This is a genomic window from Nitrosarchaeum sp., from assembly GCF_025699065.1.
Classification (GTDB): Archaea; Thermoproteota; Nitrososphaeria; order Nitrososphaerales; family Nitrosopumilaceae; genus Nitrosarchaeum.
This window is the reverse complement of sequence record NZ_JAILWF010000002.1, coordinates 193,303-213,127: the sequence shown is the minus strand read 5'-3', so window position 1 is coordinate 213,127 and position 19,825 is coordinate 193,303. Positions and strand designations below refer to the sequence as shown.

The window sequence follows — 19,825 nt, the reverse complement described above, 5'->3', positions numbered from 1 at the left end:
TCCATTGTAATTAATTTAGACATGGAATTCATAAAAGAATTTGCAACCTTTTTGATGCAAAAAGAAATTATAAAATTTGGAGATTTTACACTTGCAAGTGGTAAAAAAAGTTCATACTATGTAGATTTGAGGCTGGTTTCCAGCTATCCTCATCAATTTAGAACTATGGTAAAAAAGCTACAAAATAACATCGCAGAAGACATAGGACTGGATAGTTTTGATTCTCTGGTATCAGTTCCTACAGGAGGGTTAATTATTGCATCAGCATTAGCGATTGAAACAGTCAAACCGTTAATCTATGTAAGAAGCAAACCAAAAGATTATGGCACTACAAAATCAGTCGAAGGACAAATTCACAAGGGAATGAGGGTTGTAATGATAGATGACGTTGCTACTACAGGAGGTTCTGTTGTGAATGCTATAAAGTCATTGAAGGATGCCAGCATAACTATTGAAGATGTATATGTAATTGTAAATAGAATGGAAGGTGCAGATGAAGCACTCAAAGAATTAGGAGTTAAATTGCATTCTCTTACCAATATAATGCAAATTACACAGGCATTACACGAACAAAAATTCATAGAAGATGATATTTTAGAAAAAGTTAGAAAACAAATCGAGAGATAATTTTTGGCGGCTCAGACAAATGCCTTTCAATCATCTTTCAGATATAACTCTGATTCTTCATTGCAGCCAGTAAATTTTGTCTGTGGTCATTTTAAAACTAACGGAAATAATATGGGCCCAAAGGGCTTCGATCCCTTGACTCCCCGGTTATGAGCCGGGTACTCTACCAAGCTGAGTTATGGGCCCTAAGCAGATGAATTTTATCTTCAGTATAAAATGTTATGAGCTTAAACAATAAGATTCATAACAACTATCAAGCATCAAATTTTGTGCAGAAATAGATTTATCTGCAATTTGGATCAAGTTGTCTGAATCAGCTGATGTTTTTTCAAGAATATTTCTCCAAGAAGCAGTATGACGAATATCAGCTTCGGTGTGAAGTTTAAAGTATTCGGTAGCCTCATCGTTTGATATTCCATAAAATTCTATCAAACCATCAAGTTTTGTTTGGCTTATTTTTGGAATTTCTTTTTCAAAAGCATACATTGCACATGCACCGCCATCAAAAGTAGTCATTAATTCAGATAATTCTGAAACAGCTTTTCTGGTCTTTTCTAATCCATTGTAATGAGTTAACTCAGATTCAGAAATTCCCAATTCACCTGCAAACTTAATCCATGATTTAATATGTGAAGACTCTTCAAATTGATTTTCAACTAGTTCCTTGATTACATAATTTGGAGCTTTTTCTATTATTGGAGTCATAAATGATGGAACTGCCTTTACAAGTTGAAAATATTCCTTAGAGTATCCAGCTAAAGAGTCTAGAGATAATTTTCCATCAGACCACATTTGATAGAATGGGTGTTTTAACAAACTTCTTTCTTCAATCATTTCATCAATTCGTTTTATTAGATTCATATCACATCTCGTATTGTGCCAATAAAAAAATCTTTGTGGTTTACAAAAGATTTTATGGACAAATTACCCAATTTTTGTGGGTTCCAGTGGTGTAGACCGGTCAAGCATACTGCCCTTTCAAGGCAGTGATCCCGGGTTCAAAATCTAACGATGAAAATCCCGGCTGGAGCACCAAGATTTAATTACTAATGAGAAAGTTTTTTGAATAGATCAATATCTTGGACAGAAAAAATATTGAGATAAATCCATTACTTGAAACATATGGCAAGTATATAGACAAAATTAACCACGCATTAGATAGAGAACTATCACTGTATTCTGAATCTGAATTTATCGAACCGTTAAAATATTCTTTAGAGGGTGGAAAACGAATTAGACCAATTATCTTATCATTAGCTGCTGAGAGTGTAGGAAAAATTGACGATAATACTTTGGCAGCAGCATGTGCAGTAGAATTTTTGCATATGGAGTCAATCATCCATGACGATATCATAGATAATGAAACTATGAGAAGACTCAAAGAGCCATTCCATATCAAATATGGATATAACACAAGTGTATTGACGGGAGATTTTGTTTTAGGATTAATCCTCGCCATTTCTTCACGATTAAACAATGCAAGAATTACAAAGGATTTAGCGACAACAGCTATGTTGATGAGTGAAGGTGAAATGATAGAAAGCAGGTTAGAAACTAGTGAAGACGTTACTTTTGACGATTACCTTAAAGTGATTGAATACAAAACTGCTACTGCATTTGAAGTTGCTGCAAGAATAGGTGCAATAATTGCAAACGGTAGTGAAGAAGAGATAGAAGCACTTACAGAATACGGTAAAAACATAGGAATTGCATATCAAATAAGAGATGATTTGCTAGACTGGAAGAACGAAGATAAATTATTTAATTTATTGATCAAGAAAAGTTCTGATCCTAGAGACGTATTCAACAAAATGGAAGATCTTTTAAAAGAATTTTCAGACAAGGCTAGAACTAGTTTAAGGAAAATTGCAGACAATAATGCAAAAATAAATTTAGATAATCTTATAAAATTTACAACATTTAAGGCATAACGCCTAAGCTAAATGTAGGAGCTGCAAATTCAACAAATTTAATTATTGGATCTGGATAAACACCAAAACCTACCAAGAAGATAATAGAGAATATCATAATTGCAATTATTGATTTTGGTTCTGATACACGTTTTTCATTTTCTCCTTCAAAGTACATTTTTCTTGTGATCCAACCATAGTAAGCAAGTGATAAAGCACTGTTTAGAACTCCAGCTATTGCAAGCCAAGGTGCCCACCATATTGAAGTTCCTGCATCTAATGCACCACCAAATAATACTAGTTTACTCCAAAATCCAGCAAGTGGAGGAACACCTGCTAAAGCAAATAAGGAAATTATCAACCCAAGTGCGGTAATAGGCATTCTTCTACCAAGTCCTTTGAGTTTATCGATATGAGTTACAGCAAGTGTAGTGATTATGCCAGTAACTGCGATGAAAGCCATTCCTTTCATTACTGCATGATTCAAGATGTGATAGAGGGAACCTTGTAAACCAAGTGAGCTGTAAGGAGATACTGCAAGTCCTATTAGGATATAGCCAGCATGAGCAATACTAGAATATGCTAGCATTCTTGCAAGGTTCTTTTGCATTATTGCTGCAATGTTACCAATAGTCATTGTCATTACTGCAATAATCCCAAGAGCTAAAGTCCAATCTAGATTTAGTACTACCATTCCAAGAACTACTATTCTAATAGTTGCTGCAAATCCTGCTTTCTTTGTTCCAGCTGCAAGTAAAGTTGTAATGGTTGGTGGTGCACCCTCATAAGTATCAGGTAACCATTGATGGAATGGAACTAGTCCCATCTTAAATCCAAATCCTGCAATAAACATTCCAACAGACAATAATGCTAAAGGTAACAAAGAAGGTTCAAGAGTTGCATAACCTTGAATAACTTCACCAATATTTGTAGAACCGGTTAAACCATAAGATAATGAAATTCCATAAACAATAATTGCAGACGATAATGCACCAAACAAGAAATATTTCAGTGCAGCTTCGTTTGAGCTTGGATTCTTTTTCATAAATCCAGCCAAAACATATGTTGGAATACTCATAAGTTCCCAAGCAACAAATAACATTACTAGGTCAGTAGAGTATGCTACTAACACCATACCGATTGTAGAAAGTAGTATTAGCGAATAATATACAGCAGGATAGTTCTTCTTACGCATATAATTAAAAGAGCCAACTGTAGTGAAGATTGCAACAATTAACATTGCAATGGCAAAGAATCCACCAAATGCATCATCTACAAGAACATCTTCAGAAAACAGTGCAGATGGAAGAATGTTTTCATTAACAAATTGATATGCAACGTATCCTATCGATATTATTAATGCAGCAAATGCAATAACGGCATAAAATGAGTTTGAGCCTTTTTCTTTTCTTGCGATGCTGATGATAGGTAACAAAATTCCCACGGTACCAAGTATTGCAATTATTACCAATGGAGTTGAACTAATTTCTAACATCTCATCATACCTCTATATCAACAATATCAAGACTACAAATAGTAATCCAGCTCCAAATACAAATAGATATGATTGCGCTACTCCGGTTTGAGTTCCTTGAACTACTTTAGCACTCCAACCAACTGCTTTTTGGAATCCACTATTCATTCCATAATCGATAGCAGTCTTTTCAAAATATCTGAATACTCCTCTTGAAAGCCATAGTGGAGCCACTACAAAGCACCAGTAAATAATTGCATTAAGGTAAAATCGATTCAAAATAACTTTATGAATAGCATAAAAGAAAATATTTGAATTTACAAATTTAACTGGATCAACCCACCTACCAATATAAAACACATATCCTAATCCAGTTCCGATTCCAAATGCAGCTAGTGATGCTGCTAATGCAACAGGATTAATTCCGTCTAGGAATCCGGGTAGTATAGAGTTTTCAATTTCATGATGTATAGAATGAATTCCAAATGATTCTTCAAGATATTCAGTAAATAATTCATGTAATCCTACTTCAAATGACAAACCGATTATGCCTATAGCAATTGTAAGTACAGCTAGAATTCCATATGGCATCCACATAGATAATGAAGCTTCATGAATGTGATGTCCTTCTTCTTCCATTTTTTGAATATGTTTACTCTTTGAACCATAGAATACTAATCCCAACATTCTAGTTGTGTAAAATGCAGTGATTATTGCTGTAAGTACGGCAATTGTAAATATCGGCATTGCCCATTCATGTCCTGATGTATAAACAGCACCAAAAATAGAATCTTTACTCCAGAAACCAGTTGTGATAAATGGTGCACCCATTAATCCAAGACCAGCAGCCCACATAAACGCATAAGTCTTTTTCATGTGTTTTCGTAATCCGCCCATATCTGTCATGAATCTTGAACCTACGACATGTAACAATGATCCTGCAGCCATGAATAATGATGCCTTAAACATTGCATGAGAAATTAGATGGAAGAAACCTGCAGTAAATCCATTAACAAATTGTTCTGATAATCCAGCGATTCCCAGCACCATCATCATGTAACCAATTTGAGAACCGGTAGAATATGCAAGTACTTTTTTAATTTCAGAATTAACCATTCCCTGAAGTCCTAAGAGAAGTGCAGTTGTTGCACCAACTAAGAGAATTATTTCAAAGAATTGATCTGCCAAAATTCCTGCAGCACTTAAAGCGAAAACTAGTGGTGCCAATCTCATCACTAAGAAAACACCTGCTTTTACCATAGTTGCAGCATGAATCAAAGCTGAAACTGCGGTTGGACCAGTCATTGCTTCTAACAACCATTCGTTAAGTGGGAACTGTGCAGATTTACCAATTGCACCACCAAATAACAATACAAACGCAGGAATTAAGAGACCTTGTGCAGACATTGATGTTGCCCAAGCTGTATCATGCATTAATTCTCTAAATCCAAATGTTCCAGCAAACAAGAATATCAAAAGCATACCAGCAATCATCATCACGTCACCAACTTTGGTCATGATGAAAGCTTTCATTCCAGCATGAGTTGGAGAATAATAATCTAAGAGTCCAAGAACAGTTCGTCCTTCAGTTCCTACATGATCTTTCTTCTTATCACGATACCAAAAGCTGATCAACGCATATGATGCAAGTCCTACACCTTCCCAACCAAAGAAGACTTGTAGTAAATTATCAGATAATACAATTAATTGCATTGAACCAATAAAGAACATCATCCAGAACCAAAATCTTGTAATCGATTTATCACCTTTCATGTATCCTGTACTGTAAATCATAATGAGGAATGAAATCCATGCAACTACATTTGCCATAATTACTGAAAGAGGATCAGCTAATACGCCAGCTTTCAAACCAATTGAACTAATCCAAGAAATTTGATCATGAACTTCATGTGCTTCTAATGCCATTGGCAATAGGGATGCGGCTGAAAGAGCACTCATCAAAGCAAAACCTACTGCAACATAACCAGTTGAACGTTTGGATATTTTTCCAACTCCCGGCATGATTAGAGCTGCAATGAAAGGCAGAATCCAAATCAACCATGCACTTGATGCACCTACTTCAAATGGTAAACCTAATGCTTCAGTAGCCATATACTAAACCCCCAATACTCCATTCATGTACGGAATTATTTGATTAAAGAATATGTCCGGATAAATTCCTAGAACAATAGTAAAACCTGCAAGTACCATCATTGGTGCAGTCATATACCAACTTCCTTCTTTTACTTTCTCAAGATGTTCTGGAAGTTTTCCAAAGAATACACGTTTAAGCATCCAAAGCATGTATGACATTGTTAAAGCAGTTGCAACTAAACCCAAACCAAATGTAACTGCTCGGACAGTTGATCCTTCTTCAATCGCAGTTTCTAATGCTCCAAAAAATAAGGTCCATTCACCCATAAAGCCGCTAGTTGGAGGAACCCCCATGATAGTCAATGCACCAATCATTGCACATACAGCAGTAATTGGCATCTTTCCAGCTAGACCACCTAGTTGAGAAATATTTCTTGTGCCAACTTTAACAATTATTATTCCAGCCATCATGAAGAGAATTCCTTTACCAAGTGCATGTGTAACATACATCATTTCAGCACCAGATAATCCAAGTACTGACATTGAACCTATTCCAAATAGAATGTAACCCATTTGACTTATACTAGAATATGCAAGTAGTCGTTTGATATCGTCTTGCATTAAAGCCATTGCACCACCGTAAATCATTGTAACAAGTCCCCATATGTGAAACCAAATCGAAAGTTCAGCAAATGTATTTGGTAAAAATTCTACAATCAATCTGAATATACCATAAGCACCAATACCAATCATAGCAGGTGACAATAATGCACTAATTGGAGTTGGTGCAGAACCGTGGACCCAAGGGAGCCAAATATGGAACATGAATACTGCTAATTTGACTCCAAGACCAATTGAAATAGCAATAGCTGAAAGCATCAAAATATCATGTGGAATTTTTGATTCATCAATATCTGCAAAATCAAAACTTCCGATAGTGAGACCAATCATTAAAAATCCCAATAATAGAACAACAGCACCGGCATGTGTCCAAAATAAGAACATTAACCCGATTTTTCTTCTAGGACCTGCACCCCAAAGAGCAACCAAAAAGAAACCAGGAATCAGCATAATCTCAAAGAACACATAAAATTCAATTAGATTTGTAGCAAGAACAGTTCCAAGCATTCCCATTGCAAAAACAAGATAAAGTGCAAAGTAAAGTCCTGATTTTGCATTAACATAGTTTGAAAGAGAAGAGGATTCAACTATTTCAGAATGTCCACTAGTTGTTGATGTGATTTCATGTTGCTCTTCCTCATACTGTTCATGAAATCTATGAATCATGTATGGTTTTGAGTAAAGTGCCAAGATCGTACTAAGTACATAAATTATAATAGCAAATGGGGATGCTAAACCATCCAACAAGAAACCAAATTCACCAAATTGTTCTGTCCATGGATAATGTTCTTCCGTAGTACCACTTAGTGCGGCTAAAATTACTAATACAGTTGTGTAAAGCAGAAGTCCAAATGTAAACCACATTGCAGGAGTAGGACCAAGTTTTCTTCCAATAATATAGGCTACAGGAGATAATAATAATGGCAAGAAAACTGCCTGTAAAAGTGCATATTCCATTATCCTTTCAAACTCCTAAAGTCTGCAATGTCAATATTCTGGTACATACGATATGCAACAATAATTAATGAAAGTCCTACAGCAACTTCGGCAGCAGCAATTGCAATTGAAAATAAAGCTAATGTTTGACCGCCACTATGAGGTAAGAATCGTCCAAATGCTACCAAGTTAAGATTTGCAGCATTGATAATTATTTCAACTGCAAATAACATTCTGATTGCATTTCTCTTTACAGATAATCCGTAAATTCCAATGCCCAATAAGGCAATAGATACTAAAACAAAATCAATCAGTTCGTTGCTCATTTTGAATATCCTCTCTTCTTGCTAAAACTAGTGCACCAGTAACTGAACCAGCTAATATTAATCCCATTAAAATTAAAGCTGGCCAATAATATGTTAAAAAGTCCGCACCAATATTTCTAAAATCAACTGCAGGTTCATCAGTAGTTATTGATTTGATACCTGAATCCATTATGACAGAACCTAGTGCAACCATGAAAATTAACATCAATGCAATACCAGCAAATTTTCTTCTTTTATCCTCTATTTTCTTAAAGATTAATTCTCTTTTTACCAACATCACAGTAAATAAAATTAGAACAGCAATTGAACCTACATAAACTGCTAATTGAAACATTGCAACAAAAGGCGAATCTAAAAGTAAAAAGAACCCAGCAATTCCACCAAGTGTTCCCATTAATGCAATTGACCCGTAAATTAAAGATCTCATTTCTAATGCAGCAATTGCAGAACCGATTGTAATTACAGATAATGCAAGAAATACAGCATCAGCCATGAGTTGCACCTCTATCAGTAATTTGTATTGATGAATCTTGAGAAACATATGGTTTTACTTGAAGTTGAGCAGGTGTGTAAATCAAACCTTCTTTACTAAACGAAGAAAGCTCATAATCATTTGTCATATACAATGCATAAAATGGACATGCATCAACACATAACCCACAAAATACACATTTACCATAATCAATTTGTGGCATGATAGCTTTTTTATTTTGTTTGTGTTCTTCTGGAACTTTTACCATCGCGATTGCTTCGGCTACACCTTCACATGCAATGGAACATAATTGACAACCAGTACAATGATCATGAAATAACATATGACGTCCTTTATAGCCAGCAATTCCAACACCTGTTGATGGATCAAATTGATAACCATCTCCAACAAATTTTAGTTTCTCTTCAGGATATCGTAATGTAAATCGTTTAATGGCTAAATGCTTAATTCCTGAATTTAATGCCTTGATAATTCCAGTTGCAGTATTCATTACAATATTCCTCCAGGTCCCAAGACTCCAGCGTACAACAATCCGAGTGCTATAAAGATGTTAACGAATGCTAATCCAATTAGTTTGTACCAACCTAGACTCAATAACATATCAATTCTAATTCGTGGGAAAACTCCTCGTGGCAATAGAATGAAAAATATCACCCCTACTGTTTTAATTACAAACCATACAACACCATTAAGCATCTCCTGAGAAAATACTGGCAATCCAGGAATTTTAGCAGTGATTGGACCCATCACTATTCCATCAGTAATAATTTCTTCAGGAAATGGAGGCCATATCATTGGTCCAGTCCATCCACCAAGAAACAAAACAACAAACAAAGCTGCAAATGCATAAAGTTTCAGATAGGTTCCTAATTGAACAAGACCATAGATCATTCCAGAAAATTCAGTTAACCAACCAGCAACAATTTCACTTTCAGCTTCAGGTAAATCAAAAGGAATTCTTTCTAATTCAGCTAATATTGTAATAAAGAAAATAATTGCTCCTATTGGTAAGAAAATAATCCATGGGAAATTAGTCTGACTCTCAACTATTTCAGAAAGATTTAGAGTTCCAGTAAGAATTACTACGCCCAATAAAGAGAGAATCAATGGAATTTCAAATGACACCATTTGATGTAATGCTCTTATTCCACCAATGAATGGAAATTTACTATTTGAAGACCATGCAGATAGAATAGTAATAATTGGAAAGAATCCAATGATTGCAAATACAGCTAATAATCCAACATCAACATCTGCAACTACCCAACCTGGTGCAACTGGAATTAATGCAACAAACGCAGCTGCAGTTGCAACAAATATCACAGGCGCAGCCCAGAAAATTGGTTTATCTGCTTTTGCTGGAATAATAATTTCTTTTGATATTAGTTTAAGTCCATCTCCCATTAATTGTAAAATTCCTTCAACTTTACCACAATAAAATGGACCAACACGTAGTTGTAATTTTGCCAGCATTTTTCTTTCTATGAAGATAGTCCCAGCTGCAATTAATGCTGCAAAACCAAATCCTGGAAATGCTGCAATTCTAAACAAATCAGTATTCATAAATGCTTTTAGAATTGGAAGTGTTCTGGACGGATCTGCCAACCATGTTAATGCAAGAAATGGTGTAAGTAATTCACCATCGATAACTGGCATTTCAATATAGAATAAGACAATCTGTACTGCGGGAATTCCAACTAATGTAAAAATAAGTAATATCCAAAATAGATTATCTAAAATAGATTTTACAAATTCGCTAAACTTGAAATTTGGTGCAATAACAGACATTTATCGATCTGCCTCCACAGGCCAATAATTAAGACTCCAATAAACAGAGGGCATGTTGCCAAGTTTTTCGCCTTTGAGAAGATATGGTAATGCAATTAAATTTCTAAATGAACCAACACTCATCTTTACACGATAAGGTTCGGGTTTTGCATCGGATACAATATAGCATCCCAAAGAACCTCTACCAGACTCTACACGTTTGTATACGGAATCAAGTCCCTTACCTTTTGGATTTGGTTTTAGTTTAACTCTAACAGAACCGGATTTTGGCATTTTTTGTAATGCTTGCCGAATTATTGCACAACTTTCCAACATATCAAGCCATGGGACTCTAGATCTTGCATAAGAATCCCCTTCTTTCATAACATTAGTATGAACATCCAATTCTTCATAGACATCGTATGGTTCTTTCTTTCTAAGATCATAATCAACACCGCTTGCACGAAGTACTGAACCAGTTGTTCCAAGTCTAATTGCATCCTGCCTTGATAAAATACCAGTGTCTTTTGTTCTTGCAATTAAAATTGGATTGTCATAAAATATTGCCGCATACTCTTTGATACGTTTTTCAAAATAGTTTACCTGACGTAAACAAACATCTTCAAAGTTTGGTGGTAAATCATTTCTAACTCCTCCAGGTACAAAATGTGCATGTGTAACACGTGCACCAGTCATTTTTTCCATTAGATCAATTAAGAGTTCACGATCACCAGCAGGCCACATAAACATTGTAGAATGTCCTAAGAAAATGCCATAGATTGCAAGCCAGTACATTGTATAGATACAACGATTAAGCTCGGATGCAATTACTCGAACATATTTAGCTCGTTCTGGTACTTCAATACCTAATATTTCTTCAACTCCTAAAACATATGGATATAATACATTACACGAATCATGAATTACGGGTCTTTCTAAATGAGGAATATTTGTGATATAATTTCTATATTCAGCCATCTTTTCTTCACCGCGATGAACATATCCTGGATCGGGATCACATGCAACAATAAAGTCACCATCTATTTGCACAATAATTCTCATGTGACCAGAACCTGGGTGTTGTGGTCCAACATTTAGAGTCATGATTCTCTCGTCAACTTTTTGGAGTGCAAGTCCTGGCGGTAATTCTGGATTCATGTCTATCTTCCTTTAATTGCAAAGTCCTTTCTTAGAGGTGGTAAATCTGCCCAATCTTCTGGTAAGAGTAATCGTCTATTATCGGGATGACCTTGAAAGTAAACTCCAAACATTTCAAAAATCTCTCGCTCATGAAATTCTACACTGTAAAATATTTCTCTAAGACTAGGAAGTTTTGTTGAATCATTTCCAGGAATTGGATTTTCTTCTCTTTGTGCTCTAGTTGTCAATATAAGAATTTGTCTTGAAAGAGAAGGATCAGTATAGGAACCTAAATGATATACTACCTCAATTTCTTTATCTTGAGGATAATCTACACCAGAAACAGATTCAGCATGATCAAAGTTAAGAACATCTCTTAAAAATTCTGCCACTTCTTTGATATCATCTCTACCAACATCAATTCTAACTCTATCAGGTTTTACAAAGGCTACTTTAGTTTTAGAACCAAATTTTTCAGTAATTTTATCTGCAATACCTTTTTCAAATTTTGGTAGTTCAATTTCTTTAGCCGGAGTTGCTTTAGATGCAGGTTCTACATCAGATGTAGTTTCAATTTGTTCATTTTCAGAATCAGAACTCATTATACATACTTCCTGGCCTTCATTCTCTTAATTTTTTCTTGTAACAGCATACATCCTTGAATAAGAGTTTCAGGTCTAGGCGGACAACCTGGAACATAAACATCTACTGGTAAAACACCATCAATACCTGGAAGCACATTGTATGAATCAAAATACAAACCACCAGTAATTGCACATGCACCCATTGCAATAACATATTTTGGTTCTGGCATTTGATCATAAACTAATCTTAATCGTGGTGCCATTTTTCTTGTTATAGTTCCTTGAACTACAATTAGATCACATTGTCTAAGAGAACCAAATGCTTCAATAATACCAAATCTTTCAACATCATATCTTGGACTTGACGCAGCTCCAAATTCTACACTACAACATGCTGTTTCAATATGGACAGGCCAAAGTGACCAAATTCGTCCCCAATTGATTGCATAGCCTAATGGTTTATCAATTGCTTTTTCTAAAATATCTCCTAGTTTACCAACAAAGACATTTGCATTTTGTGGTGTAATTAGATCTTTTATCAATTTAATCCTCCATTACCGTAATTTTGATTTGTATAAAAAACTACCATATGTCTCGTCTCCCTGACTGATGTAATGCAAATGCCATTGCTGCAAACATAATTCCTAAGAAACCAATGATTGGCAAAGTAGCAGATTTTGGCAAGTCTAAAAGTGAACTTCCCCATGCATATAAGAAAATCGCCATAACATCAAAAACAACAAACATCAAAATGTAAGCATAATACTGCATCATAAAATGAGTTCTTCCTTCACCTGATGGAACTTGTCCACATTCCATTGGCAAAAATTTAACTGGGTTACTTCTTTTTCTTGGAGAAATCATTCTAGAAATTACAAGCGCAGGTGCCATAGCAACTACAGCAAATCCAAACATCAATACTATAGTACTATAATTGCCAGCTAATTCCCCGACCAATTTAGCTTTGAACCCAAGTTTTTGTATAAAAAGGTATGCACTTTTTTAATTTAAATTTTAGAAATGAATTTTTGAGTAAAGTACTAAATAGGATAACCAATTAATGCGATCATGGCATTGAATGTTGGAGATATTGCTCCTAAATTCGAACTTCCAGACACAGATCTGAAAATGAGGACTCTTGATGAATTTAAAGGGAAAAAGATCGTTCTTACATTTATTGTTGCAGCGAGTTCTCCTGTTTGTGAAAATGAATTGTGTAACTTTAGAGATTCATGGAGTGAAATTTCAAATCTAGGAGCTCAGATAGTTGCAATAAGTAACGATGGCCCATTTGCAAATAAAGCATTTGTCCAAAAAAATAACTTTAATTTTCCATTATTGGCCGACTATAACAGTAAAACAATTCGGGATTATGATGTTTTAATGCCACATCTGCTACACATCAAAGACTACAATGCGGCAAAGCGTTCAGTATTCATAATAATGGAAGATGGAAAAATTGGATACAAATGGGTATCAGAAGATCCGTTAAAAGAACCCAATTACGACGAAATAAAAAAATTCCTAAATTAAATTAGAAAATTTCTTTTTTATTCTATTTCTGCGACAATATCATTTTTAGCTACAGTTCCACCAATTTTGACTTTAATGGATTTGATTGAACCGTTTTTGTGAGATTTTATAGCAACTTGCATTTTCATAGATTCTAATGTACAAATTACATCTCCCTGCTTTACTGAATCACCTTCTTGAACAGCAATAGAAACAACCTTTCCAGGAATTTGACTCTTCAATGTCAATTGAGAATCAGAAGCACCGCTTCCTCCCGAATGTTTGTATACAATTTTATCAAGATCAGTGTGCATGTTAATCGTAAGTGGTACATTGTCAATAATGAGATTCATTTCATTTGTTGAATTCTCAAGATATTTTGCTCTGTGGTATTTTTGATCTAATACAAATTCAATTCCTTTGGAATCCATTTTTAGAATTTTTATTTGATGTTTATTATCATTAATTTTGATCACATATTCATTATTACCTAGGTTCTCAATAATTTCTCCGTCAAATGTTTTTTCGATATCTTTTATTTTATAATCCATTTAGTGTCAACTCAATTTATTTTTCCAATTAGAATTATTGTTAGTAGAACTCTCTACTCTACTTTTATAATATTCAGAATAAACTATAGCAGCTGCCAACGCAGCATCACTTTTTTCAATTTTTTCATTTTTCAAATCTTCTTTTAATCTATCAATGATTTTATAACGATTTAAAAAGTCAGTGGAGAGATTTCCACTTTTATATTCATCAGTATTGAGAATTGTTTTGTAAAGTGGAATTGATGTTTCAACACCTTGAATGTAAAAGTCATTTAATGCGTTAAGCATACGTGTGCGTGACTCTTCAAATGTTTGACCCCATGTACAAAGTTTAGCCATCAAAGAATCATAAAATGGAGAAACTGTACATCCAGGATAAAGATAAGTATCACACCTAACACTTGGACCAGATGGAATAATGACGTCTGGAACTGGTCCCGTAGAAGGAGCAAAATCTAAAAATGTATCTTCAGCATTTATTCTACATTCAATAGCATATCCATTCATTTTAAGATCTTTTTGTTTGAATGGAAGTGGTTCACCATTAGCAATATCTATTTGAAGCTTAACAAAATCTAATCCAGAAACTAATTCAGAAATAGGATGCTCAACTTGCAATCTAGCATTAATTTCTATAAAATAAAACTCTCCATTATCAGCTCGTAAAAATTCTGCTGTACCTAAGTTAGTGTAGTCAACTGCTTCAGATGCTTTAACTACTAACTCACCAATTCTATCTCTTGTTTTTTGATCAACGACAGGAGAAGGTGTTTGTTCAATAAGTTTTTGATTACGTCTTTGAATTGAACATTCTCTTTCAAATATATGAACTGCATTACCATGTTTGTCTCTTGCCATTTGATATTCAATATGTCTGGTTTTTTGCAGAAATTTTTCAACAATGATTGCAGATTTTCCTACTGCAGAGATAGATTCACTAGTAACTGTTTCAAAACCTTCACGTAATTCTTTATCATTATTTACTAATCTAATTCCACGACCGCCACCTCCAAAAACAGATTTTAGTAATACGGGATATGAAATATCATTTGCAATTTTTAATGCTTCTTCAACATCTTTCACAAGACCAGGACTTCCTGGAACAGTTGGAACTTTTGCCTTTAGCATAGCTGCTTTACATTGCATCTTATCACCACAGAGATCCATGGATACAGCAGATGGTCCAATAAAATTAATTTTATTTTTTTCACATTTACTTGCAAAATCAGAATTTTCCGAAAGAAAACCATAGCCAGGATGTATTGCATCCGCTCCAGAAGATAAAATTGTTTCAATAATTTTTTCCTGATTCAGATAAGATTTTGATGGTGCAGCTTCACCAATATGATATGCTTCTGTAGCTTGCTTAACATGTAAAGAATTGTAATCCTCATCAGAATATACCGCAACAGTTTTGATTCCAAGTGCTTTACATGTCTTGATTACACGTAAAGCGATTTCTCCTCTATTTGCGATCAGAACTTTTTCAATCATATTAATCACAAATTGATATTTCCATGTTTTCTTGGAAGATGTTTTGCTCTTTTATTTGCAAGCATTTCTAATGCTTTGATCAACATTGGACGAGTTTCAGCTGGATCAATTACATTATCAATTGTACCATGTGATGCAGCAACATATGGATTTTCAAATTTTTCTGAGAATTCGCTGATTAGTTGTTTTTTAAGTGATTCAGGATCTTTAGCACTCGATAGTTCTTTTCTATACATAATTTTAACAGCTGCTTCACCTCCCAAGACTGCGCATCGTGCAGTTGGCCATGCATAATTCACATCAGTTCTTAGATTTTTACTTCCCATAGCTATGTAGGCACCGCCATATGCTTTTCCAATTACAAGAGTGATTCTCGGAACTGTGGCCTCACAATAAGCATAAAGAAGTTTACTACCATGTCTAATGATACCATTATGCTCTTGATTAGAACCTGGCATATAACCGGGGGTATCAACAAATGTGATTATTGGAATATTGAACGCATCACAAAATCGAATGAATCTAGCTGCTTTGTTTGATGAATCAATATCAAGTGCTCCTGCAAGATGCATTGGTTGATTAGCAACAATACCAACAACTTTACCGTTTAGTCTACCATAACCAACAACAACATTTGGTGCAAATAATTCATGAATTTCAAAAAATTCGTGATTGTCAACAACAGAGTTAATGATTTCTTTCATATCGTAGGGTTGTAAGGGATTATCAGGAATGATATTGATTAAATTATGATCAAGTCTATTTGGATCATCATCAGTTTTTATTTTTGGTGGTTCTTCAGTATTATTTTGGGGCAGATATGAGATTAATTTTTTTATATAATCCATGCATTCATATTCATTCTTTGCAACAAAATGAGCTACCCCACTTTTTACTCCATGTGTCATTGCACCACCTAAATCATCAAATGAGATTTCTTCACCAAGGACAGTCTTTACCACATCAGGTCCAGTAACAAACATTGTTCCTACTTTGTCAACCATAATAACAAAATCAGTCATTGCTGGAGAATAAACAGAACCACCTGCAGAGGGACCAATACTTGCAGTAATTTGTGGAATAACTCCAGAAGCTAATTGATTATGATAAAAAATATCAGCAAATCCATCAAGACTCATAATACCTTCTTGAATTCTTGCTCCTCCTGAATCCATTATGCCAATTATTGGACAACCAGTGGTGGTTGCATGATCCATTAATTTGGTAATTTTTTTAGCTCCCATTTGACTTAATGTGCCACCAAGTACAGTGAAATCATAAGCAAAGACAAAGATCTGTCTACCGTTTACTGTTCCATAACCGCCAACAACCCCATCGGTGAAGAATTTTTTGTTTTGCATGTCATATTCATAATAATGATGAGTTACGAGAGGATCAATCTCAGTAAAAGTACCTACGTCTAATAAGAGATCAATTCTATCTCTGGCGGTTAATTTTCCCTTATCATGTTGATCTTTGATTTTATCCTGTCCTCCACCTTGTAACGATATTTTATTTATCTTAGAATATTCATCGATTTTTTCAAAGTGCATCTAATATAGATGAAAAGAAATCTTACTATATTAATTTAGTTTTATTTTTTGGTTTTATATCTGACATCTAGTATTTGTAAGAGAATATCAGATCGGTGGATTTTAAACTAAATTCAATTTATAAATTCAGATTTAAGAGTAAAAAATTCTTTTTTACAGATTTTTGATAAGAATCGAAAGAATTTTTCTCTTCACTACATTTTTTGCAAATACATAGCTGTGATACCTTTTGAATATCACAAATATCTTGGAATTCACATTGTGCACAACCAGCAGAACCGTTACAAACAATACATTTTAGTTCATTAATTTGAGCACACTTTTCATGTTTTACACCTAGTCCTTTTGCCCATAATCCAATTTCATTTACTTCAATTTTTTCGTTACAGACAACACATGTACCAGGAAATTTCATAGGTATTTTTCTCCAACTCATTTGATTAATTCAATCTCCTTTTCTATTACATCACCAAAAGTTTCTTCTAAGTCTAAACTTAGTTTTTTATTTTTTATACAAAATAATACGTATGGTAAACACATTGTAACAAAAGCACTAGAAGAAAGATGTAATGTTTTTGCCATGACAGAAGATAAAGACTTAATTTTTTTTCCATCCCATCTAATCCGATTTAGAAGGGGCCATGAAAGATTGTATTGCGAATATCTAATTCGTTCATCATTTAGATATAATCGAATCAAAATTTCATTTAAATAACGTAATAATCTCCAATTTTGAGTTTTCATAATTTTTCCATAAAGCATATCAGCTTCAGAAATAATTTCTAATAGTTTTGCAAGTGTTTGATTATCTAAATTACTTGTAACAATACTTGAGTAAAATGCATCTATTTTTAATCTCGGATCAATTTGCATAGAATACAAAACGCCTCTAGCTTCATCAAATGAATTTGCTTTAAAAAACGCATTAATTCCATCTTCGACATTAATACTTTCAAATGATTTTTCAGTTTGAGGATTAAACCCAGTTACTAGAGACTGTGTTAAATTAATCATAGAACGAACATCACCTCTGGATCTATCAATTACTTTTATTATAGAACCAGGACTAAGAGTTACATTTTCTTTTTTTAAAATATTTTCAAGGTAAATTTTCAAAAGACGTGGAGGAATGGGTTTGAAAGATATAGTCTTAACAACTTTTTTGATACTTTTCATTTTATCAGAGGTATCAGAATTTGCAGCTAATACTATAGGTACAGTGGGTTCCTTTAAAATATCAATTAATGCTTCTGCTCCACCATAATCACCTCGTCCATGAATACCATCAACTTCATCAATGAAGATCATAGGTAAGCCCAATATGCTGACATTGCCAAGTATAGGTGAAAGTATTTCGTTAATCCTAGATTTACTTCTTACATCACTTGCATTCAATCCAACCATATCATATTGAAATTGTTTTGCTGTAAGATATGCAATAGTTGTCTTGCCAATTCCGGGAGGACCAACTAGCAAAAGGGGTTTTGTGCCTTTTTTCCATTTAGTGAACCACTCAATTATAGAAGATCTTGATTCTTCATTACCAATCATATCAGAAATATTCTGAGGTCTATATTTTTCAGACCACATCAATTTAATCACTTAGGGAGTTTAGATTCAAATTCTGACCATTTGTTTGCTTTTTGTAATTGGTTATACCAGTATTGATTATAATGTTCAACAGTCAAAAACAAAAATTCTAAAAATTCAGTATGAGAAAATTCTTCAGGTAGTAATTTGAGTGCTAATCGGGCATCTTGGAGATACAAATTGCTTTTTTCCAAGGTTAATTCGAATCCAGTTTTAACATCATTAGATAATAATGTATAATATAATGGCCAAGAAGGAATTTTTACAAATCCATTTTTGATCGAGTCTTCAATTTCATTTCCACAACCAACACCTTCAGCAGCTCTTGCCATTCCAAGATAGAAAATTTCACCAAGAGGTCTTTCAGCTAGTGCCATATTTCTTCCAGCCGTACCCATAACAGCACGATATTTTTTATATGATAAAGTCATTTCCTCTTCTGTAATCATGGTGGATTTTGATTTTAATTTCTCATCAAGATATTGGCCAACCCTAGCATCTTTGAAACCTTCCTCAAATTCTTTTAGAACTTGATCACCACCTTTAGAAATTTTATTTCGAGCTAATTTTAAAATATATGGATTCATCAGTTTGTAATCATCTAAATATTCTAAATCTTCATCTTTGTCTACAATTCTATCCATTGGTTCACTTAGATCAATGGCCAAGATATGACCTTCCACGATATCTTGTCGAAGTTGAGGATTATTTGTTCCAGTATAATTAGAAGCTCCATCAAATAAGGCATTAAATACTGGAAAAGTCATTTTTACAAAATTAGAATTTAAGATACGAAGTACTCTATCTTTAATTATATCAGGATTTTCTAATTTAGTTTTTATAGCATCAATTTCTGATGATTGAAGAATGATTTCTGTAGAACCAACTTCATTTCCAAATGCTTGTTGTGTTGTGTTTGGAGAGAGATCTGATTTAATTTCATGTAATAGATCTCTGGCAAATCTATCTGCAAAATTTGGAAATTCATTTTCTGTTTCTTCTTTATACTGAGTAAATAGCTTGTAACCTTTTGATTTGAATAATCCTTGTTTCATAATTTGTTTTCCAGGCTTTGTACTCATCAAAGACTCTTTACTTACAACAGATTGATCCTTTCCACTCACACACGTTAAGCTACTTTATTGTTATTTAT

21 protein-coding genes and 2 tRNA genes are annotated in these 19,825 nt (G+C 34.0%); 4 read left to right on the top strand and 19 right to left on the bottom strand.

Annotated elements, in window-relative coordinates; translation table 11 throughout:
- The first annotated feature begins 21 nt into the window (after positions 1 to 21).
- On the top strand, positions 22 to 627 hold the full coding sequence (gene pyrE / locus K5782_RS03475; RefSeq protein WP_297464029.1) for an orotate phosphoribosyltransferase: 606 nt from the start codon (positions 22 to 24) through the stop codon (positions 625 to 627).
- A 112-nt stretch (positions 628 to 739) separates the two neighbouring features.
- On the opposite strand, the gene K5782_RS03470 is transcribed toward pyrE, so the two are convergent.
- Together K5782_RS03470 and K5782_RS03465 are read right to left on the bottom strand one after the other, a co-directional pair.
- Positions 740 to 813: transfer RNA gene (locus K5782_RS03470), tRNA-Ile, on the bottom strand.
- Positions 814 to 846: 33 nt separating this feature from the next.
- Positions 847 to 1,488, bottom strand: coding sequence for an iron-containing redox enzyme family protein (locus tag K5782_RS03465; RefSeq protein ID WP_297464028.1), 642 nt, complete (start codon positions 1,486 to 1,488; stop codon positions 847 to 849).
- A gap of 80 nt (positions 1,489 to 1,568) precedes the next feature.
- On the opposite strand from K5782_RS03465, the gene K5782_RS03460 reads away from it, so the two are divergent.
- A tRNA-Glu gene (locus K5782_RS03460) sits at positions 1,569 to 1,662 on the top strand.
- A gap of 44 nt (positions 1,663 to 1,706) precedes the next feature.
- Positions 1,707 to 2,558: a polyprenyl synthetase family protein gene (locus K5782_RS03455; protein WP_297464027.1), complete on the top strand. Its 852-nt coding sequence runs from the start codon at positions 1,707 to 1,709 to the stop codon at positions 2,556 to 2,558.
- Here K5782_RS03455 and K5782_RS03450 read toward each other — a convergent pair.
- From K5782_RS03450 to K5782_RS03400, 11 genes are read right to left on the bottom strand one after another with little or no spacing between them, the layout of a single operon-like run.
- On the bottom strand, positions 2,548 to 4,032 hold the full coding sequence (locus K5782_RS03450; protein ID WP_297464025.1) for an NADH-quinone oxidoreductase subunit N: 1,485 nt from the start codon (positions 4,030 to 4,032) through the stop codon (positions 2,548 to 2,550). The two genes, K5782_RS03455 and K5782_RS03450, sit on opposite strands and share 11 nt — an antisense overlap.
- Positions 4,033 to 4,044: 12 nt before the next feature.
- Entirely contained in the window at positions 4,045 to 6,123 is a 2,079-nt protein-coding gene (locus K5782_RS03445; RefSeq protein WP_297464024.1) for an NADH-quinone oxidoreductase subunit L, read from the bottom strand.
- Positions 6,124 to 6,126: 3 nt separating this feature from the next.
- Entirely contained in the window at positions 6,127 to 7,683 is a 1,557-nt protein-coding gene (locus tag K5782_RS03440; RefSeq protein ID WP_297464023.1) for an NADH-quinone oxidoreductase subunit M, read from the bottom strand.
- On the bottom strand, positions 7,683 to 7,988 hold the full coding sequence (gene nuoK, locus K5782_RS03435; RefSeq protein WP_048109341.1) for an NADH-quinone oxidoreductase subunit NuoK: 306 nt from the start codon (positions 7,986 to 7,988) through the stop codon (positions 7,683 to 7,685). Before nuoK ends, K5782_RS03440 begins: the two co-directional genes overlap by 1 nt.
- On the bottom strand, positions 7,969 to 8,481 hold the full coding sequence (locus K5782_RS03430; protein WP_007549641.1) for an NADH-quinone oxidoreductase subunit J: 513 nt from the start codon (positions 8,479 to 8,481) through the stop codon (positions 7,969 to 7,971). The genes nuoK and K5782_RS03430 overlap by 20 nt, the downstream gene beginning before the upstream one ends.
- The gene (locus K5782_RS03425; protein ID WP_007549640.1) at positions 8,474 to 8,971 is read right to left on the bottom strand and encodes an NADH-quinone oxidoreductase subunit I; all 498 of its coding nucleotides are present in this window, start codon (positions 8,969 to 8,971) and stop codon (positions 8,474 to 8,476) included. The genes K5782_RS03430 and K5782_RS03425 overlap by 8 nt, the downstream gene beginning before the upstream one ends.
- Positions 8,971 to 10,269 (bottom strand): NADH-quinone oxidoreductase subunit NuoH, encoded by a 1,299-nt coding sequence (nuoH, locus tag K5782_RS03420; protein ID WP_179365806.1) that lies wholly within the window; start codon positions 10,267 to 10,269, stop codon positions 8,971 to 8,973. Before nuoH ends, K5782_RS03425 begins: the two co-directional genes overlap by 1 nt.
- On the bottom strand, positions 10,270 to 11,406 hold the full coding sequence (locus K5782_RS03415) for an NADH-quinone oxidoreductase subunit D (RefSeq protein WP_297464018.1): 1,137 nt from the start codon (positions 11,404 to 11,406) through the stop codon (positions 10,270 to 10,272).
- A gap of 2 nt (positions 11,407 to 11,408) precedes the next feature.
- Positions 11,409 to 11,990 carry an NADH-quinone oxidoreductase subunit C gene (locus K5782_RS03410; RefSeq protein WP_297464016.1) on the bottom strand — a complete coding sequence of 194 codons (582 nt, stop codon included), beginning with the start codon at positions 11,988 to 11,990 and terminating at the stop codon, positions 11,409 to 11,411.
- Positions 11,990 to 12,514, bottom strand: a complete 525-nt coding sequence (gene nuoB, locus K5782_RS03405; RefSeq protein WP_007402311.1) for an NADH-quinone oxidoreductase subunit NuoB — start codon at positions 12,512 to 12,514, stop codon at positions 11,990 to 11,992. Before nuoB ends, K5782_RS03410 begins: the two co-directional genes overlap by 1 nt.
- A gap of 40 nt (positions 12,515 to 12,554) precedes the next feature.
- A complete protein-coding gene (locus K5782_RS03400) occupies positions 12,555 to 12,929 on the bottom strand; it encodes an NADH-quinone oxidoreductase subunit A (protein WP_007549634.1) in 375 nt (124 codons plus the stop codon).
- Between the two features lie 111 nt (positions 12,930 to 13,040).
- Here K5782_RS03400 and K5782_RS03395 point away from each other — a divergent pair, with 111 nt between their 5' ends.
- Positions 13,041 to 13,505, top strand: coding sequence for a peroxiredoxin (locus tag K5782_RS03395; protein ID WP_297464014.1), 465 nt, complete (start codon positions 13,041 to 13,043; stop codon positions 13,503 to 13,505).
- Positions 13,506 to 13,522: 17 nt separating this feature from the next.
- On the opposite strand, the gene K5782_RS03390 is transcribed toward K5782_RS03395, so the two are convergent.
- The 6 genes from K5782_RS03390 to K5782_RS03365 all read right to left on the bottom strand — a co-directional run bounded on the left by K5782_RS03390 (position 13,523) and on the right by K5782_RS03365 (position 19,796).
- Positions 13,523 to 14,035, bottom strand: coding sequence for an acetyl-CoA carboxylase biotin carboxyl carrier protein subunit (locus K5782_RS03390; RefSeq protein ID WP_297464013.1), 513 nt, complete (start codon positions 14,033 to 14,035; stop codon positions 13,523 to 13,525).
- Positions 14,036 to 14,041: 6 nt separating this feature from the next.
- The gene (locus tag K5782_RS03385) at positions 14,042 to 15,529 is read right to left on the bottom strand and encodes a biotin carboxylase N-terminal domain-containing protein (protein ID WP_297464011.1); all 1,488 of its coding nucleotides are present in this window, start codon (positions 15,527 to 15,529) and stop codon (positions 14,042 to 14,044) included.
- Positions 15,530 to 15,534: 5 nt separating this feature from the next.
- Positions 15,535 to 17,082 (bottom strand): acyl-CoA carboxylase subunit beta, encoded by a 1,548-nt coding sequence (locus tag K5782_RS03380; protein WP_297464010.1) that lies wholly within the window; start codon positions 17,080 to 17,082, stop codon positions 15,535 to 15,537.
- 118 nt (positions 17,083 to 17,200) lie between these two features.
- Positions 17,201 to 17,497, bottom strand: a complete 297-nt coding sequence (locus tag K5782_RS03375; RefSeq protein WP_297464009.1) for a hypothetical protein — start codon at positions 17,495 to 17,497, stop codon at positions 17,201 to 17,203.
- Positions 17,498 to 17,514: 17 nt separating this feature from the next.
- Positions 17,515 to 18,672 carry an AAA family ATPase gene (locus tag K5782_RS03370; protein WP_297464007.1) on the bottom strand — a complete coding sequence of 386 codons (1,158 nt, stop codon included), beginning with the start codon at positions 18,670 to 18,672 and terminating at the stop codon, positions 17,515 to 17,517.
- An 8-nt stretch (positions 18,673 to 18,680) separates the two neighbouring features.
- Entirely contained in the window at positions 18,681 to 19,796 is a 1,116-nt protein-coding gene (locus K5782_RS03365; protein WP_297464006.1) for a hypothetical protein, read from the bottom strand.
- Positions 19,797 to 19,825: the final 29 nt, after the last annotated feature.

Coding starts and splice junctions, on each gene's coding strand:
- pyrE (WP_297464029.1), top strand. CDS start 22: ATGGAATTCATAAAAGAATTTGCAACCTTTTTGATGCAAAAAGAAATT.
- K5782_RS03465 (WP_297464028.1), bottom strand. CDS start 1,488: ATGAATCTAATAAAACGAATTGATGAAATGATTGAAGAAAGAAGTTTG.
- K5782_RS03450 (WP_297464025.1), bottom strand. CDS start 4,032: ATGTTAGAAATTAGTTCAACTCCATTGGTAATAATTGCAATACTTGGT.
- K5782_RS03445 (WP_297464024.1), bottom strand. CDS start 6,123: ATGGCTACTGAAGCATTAGGTTTACCATTTGAAGTAGGTGCATCAAGT.
- K5782_RS03440 (WP_297464023.1), bottom strand. CDS start 7,683: ATGGAATATGCACTTTTACAGGCAGTTTTCTTGCCATTATTATTATCT.
- nuoK (WP_048109341.1), bottom strand. CDS start 7,988: ATGAGCAACGAACTGATTGATTTTGTTTTAGTATCTATTGCCTTATTG.
- K5782_RS03430 (WP_007549641.1), bottom strand. CDS start 8,481: ATGGCTGATGCTGTATTTCTTGCATTATCTGTAATTACAATCGGTTCT.
- K5782_RS03425 (WP_007549640.1), bottom strand. CDS start 8,971: ATGAATACTGCAACTGGAATTATCAAGGCATTAAATTCAGGAATTAAG.
- nuoH (WP_179365806.1), bottom strand. CDS start 10,269: ATGTCTGTTATTGCACCAAATTTCAAGTTTAGCGAATTTGTAAAATCT.
- K5782_RS03415 (WP_297464018.1), bottom strand. CDS start 11,406: ATGAATCCAGAATTACCGCCAGGACTTGCACTCCAAAAAGTTGACGAG.
- K5782_RS03410 (WP_297464016.1), bottom strand. CDS start 11,990: ATGAGTTCTGATTCTGAAAATGAACAAATTGAAACTACATCTGATGTA.
- K5782_RS03395 (WP_297464014.1), top strand. CDS start 13,041: ATGGCATTGAATGTTGGAGATATTGCTCCTAAATTCGAACTTCCAGAC.
- K5782_RS03390 (WP_297464013.1), bottom strand. CDS start 14,035: ATGGATTATAAAATAAAAGATATCGAAAAAACATTTGACGGAGAAATT.
- K5782_RS03385 (WP_297464011.1), bottom strand. CDS start 15,529: ATGATTGAAAAAGTTCTGATCGCAAATAGAGGAGAAATCGCTTTACGT.
- K5782_RS03380 (WP_297464010.1), bottom strand. CDS start 17,082: ATGCACTTTGAAAAAATCGATGAATATTCTAAGATAAATAAAATATCG.
- K5782_RS03375 (WP_297464009.1), bottom strand. CDS start 17,497: ATGAAATTTCCTGGTACATGTGTTGTCTGTAACGAAAAAATTGAAGTA.
- K5782_RS03370 (WP_297464007.1), bottom strand. CDS start 18,672: ATGTGGTCTGAAAAATATAGACCTCAGAATATTTCTGATATGATTGGT.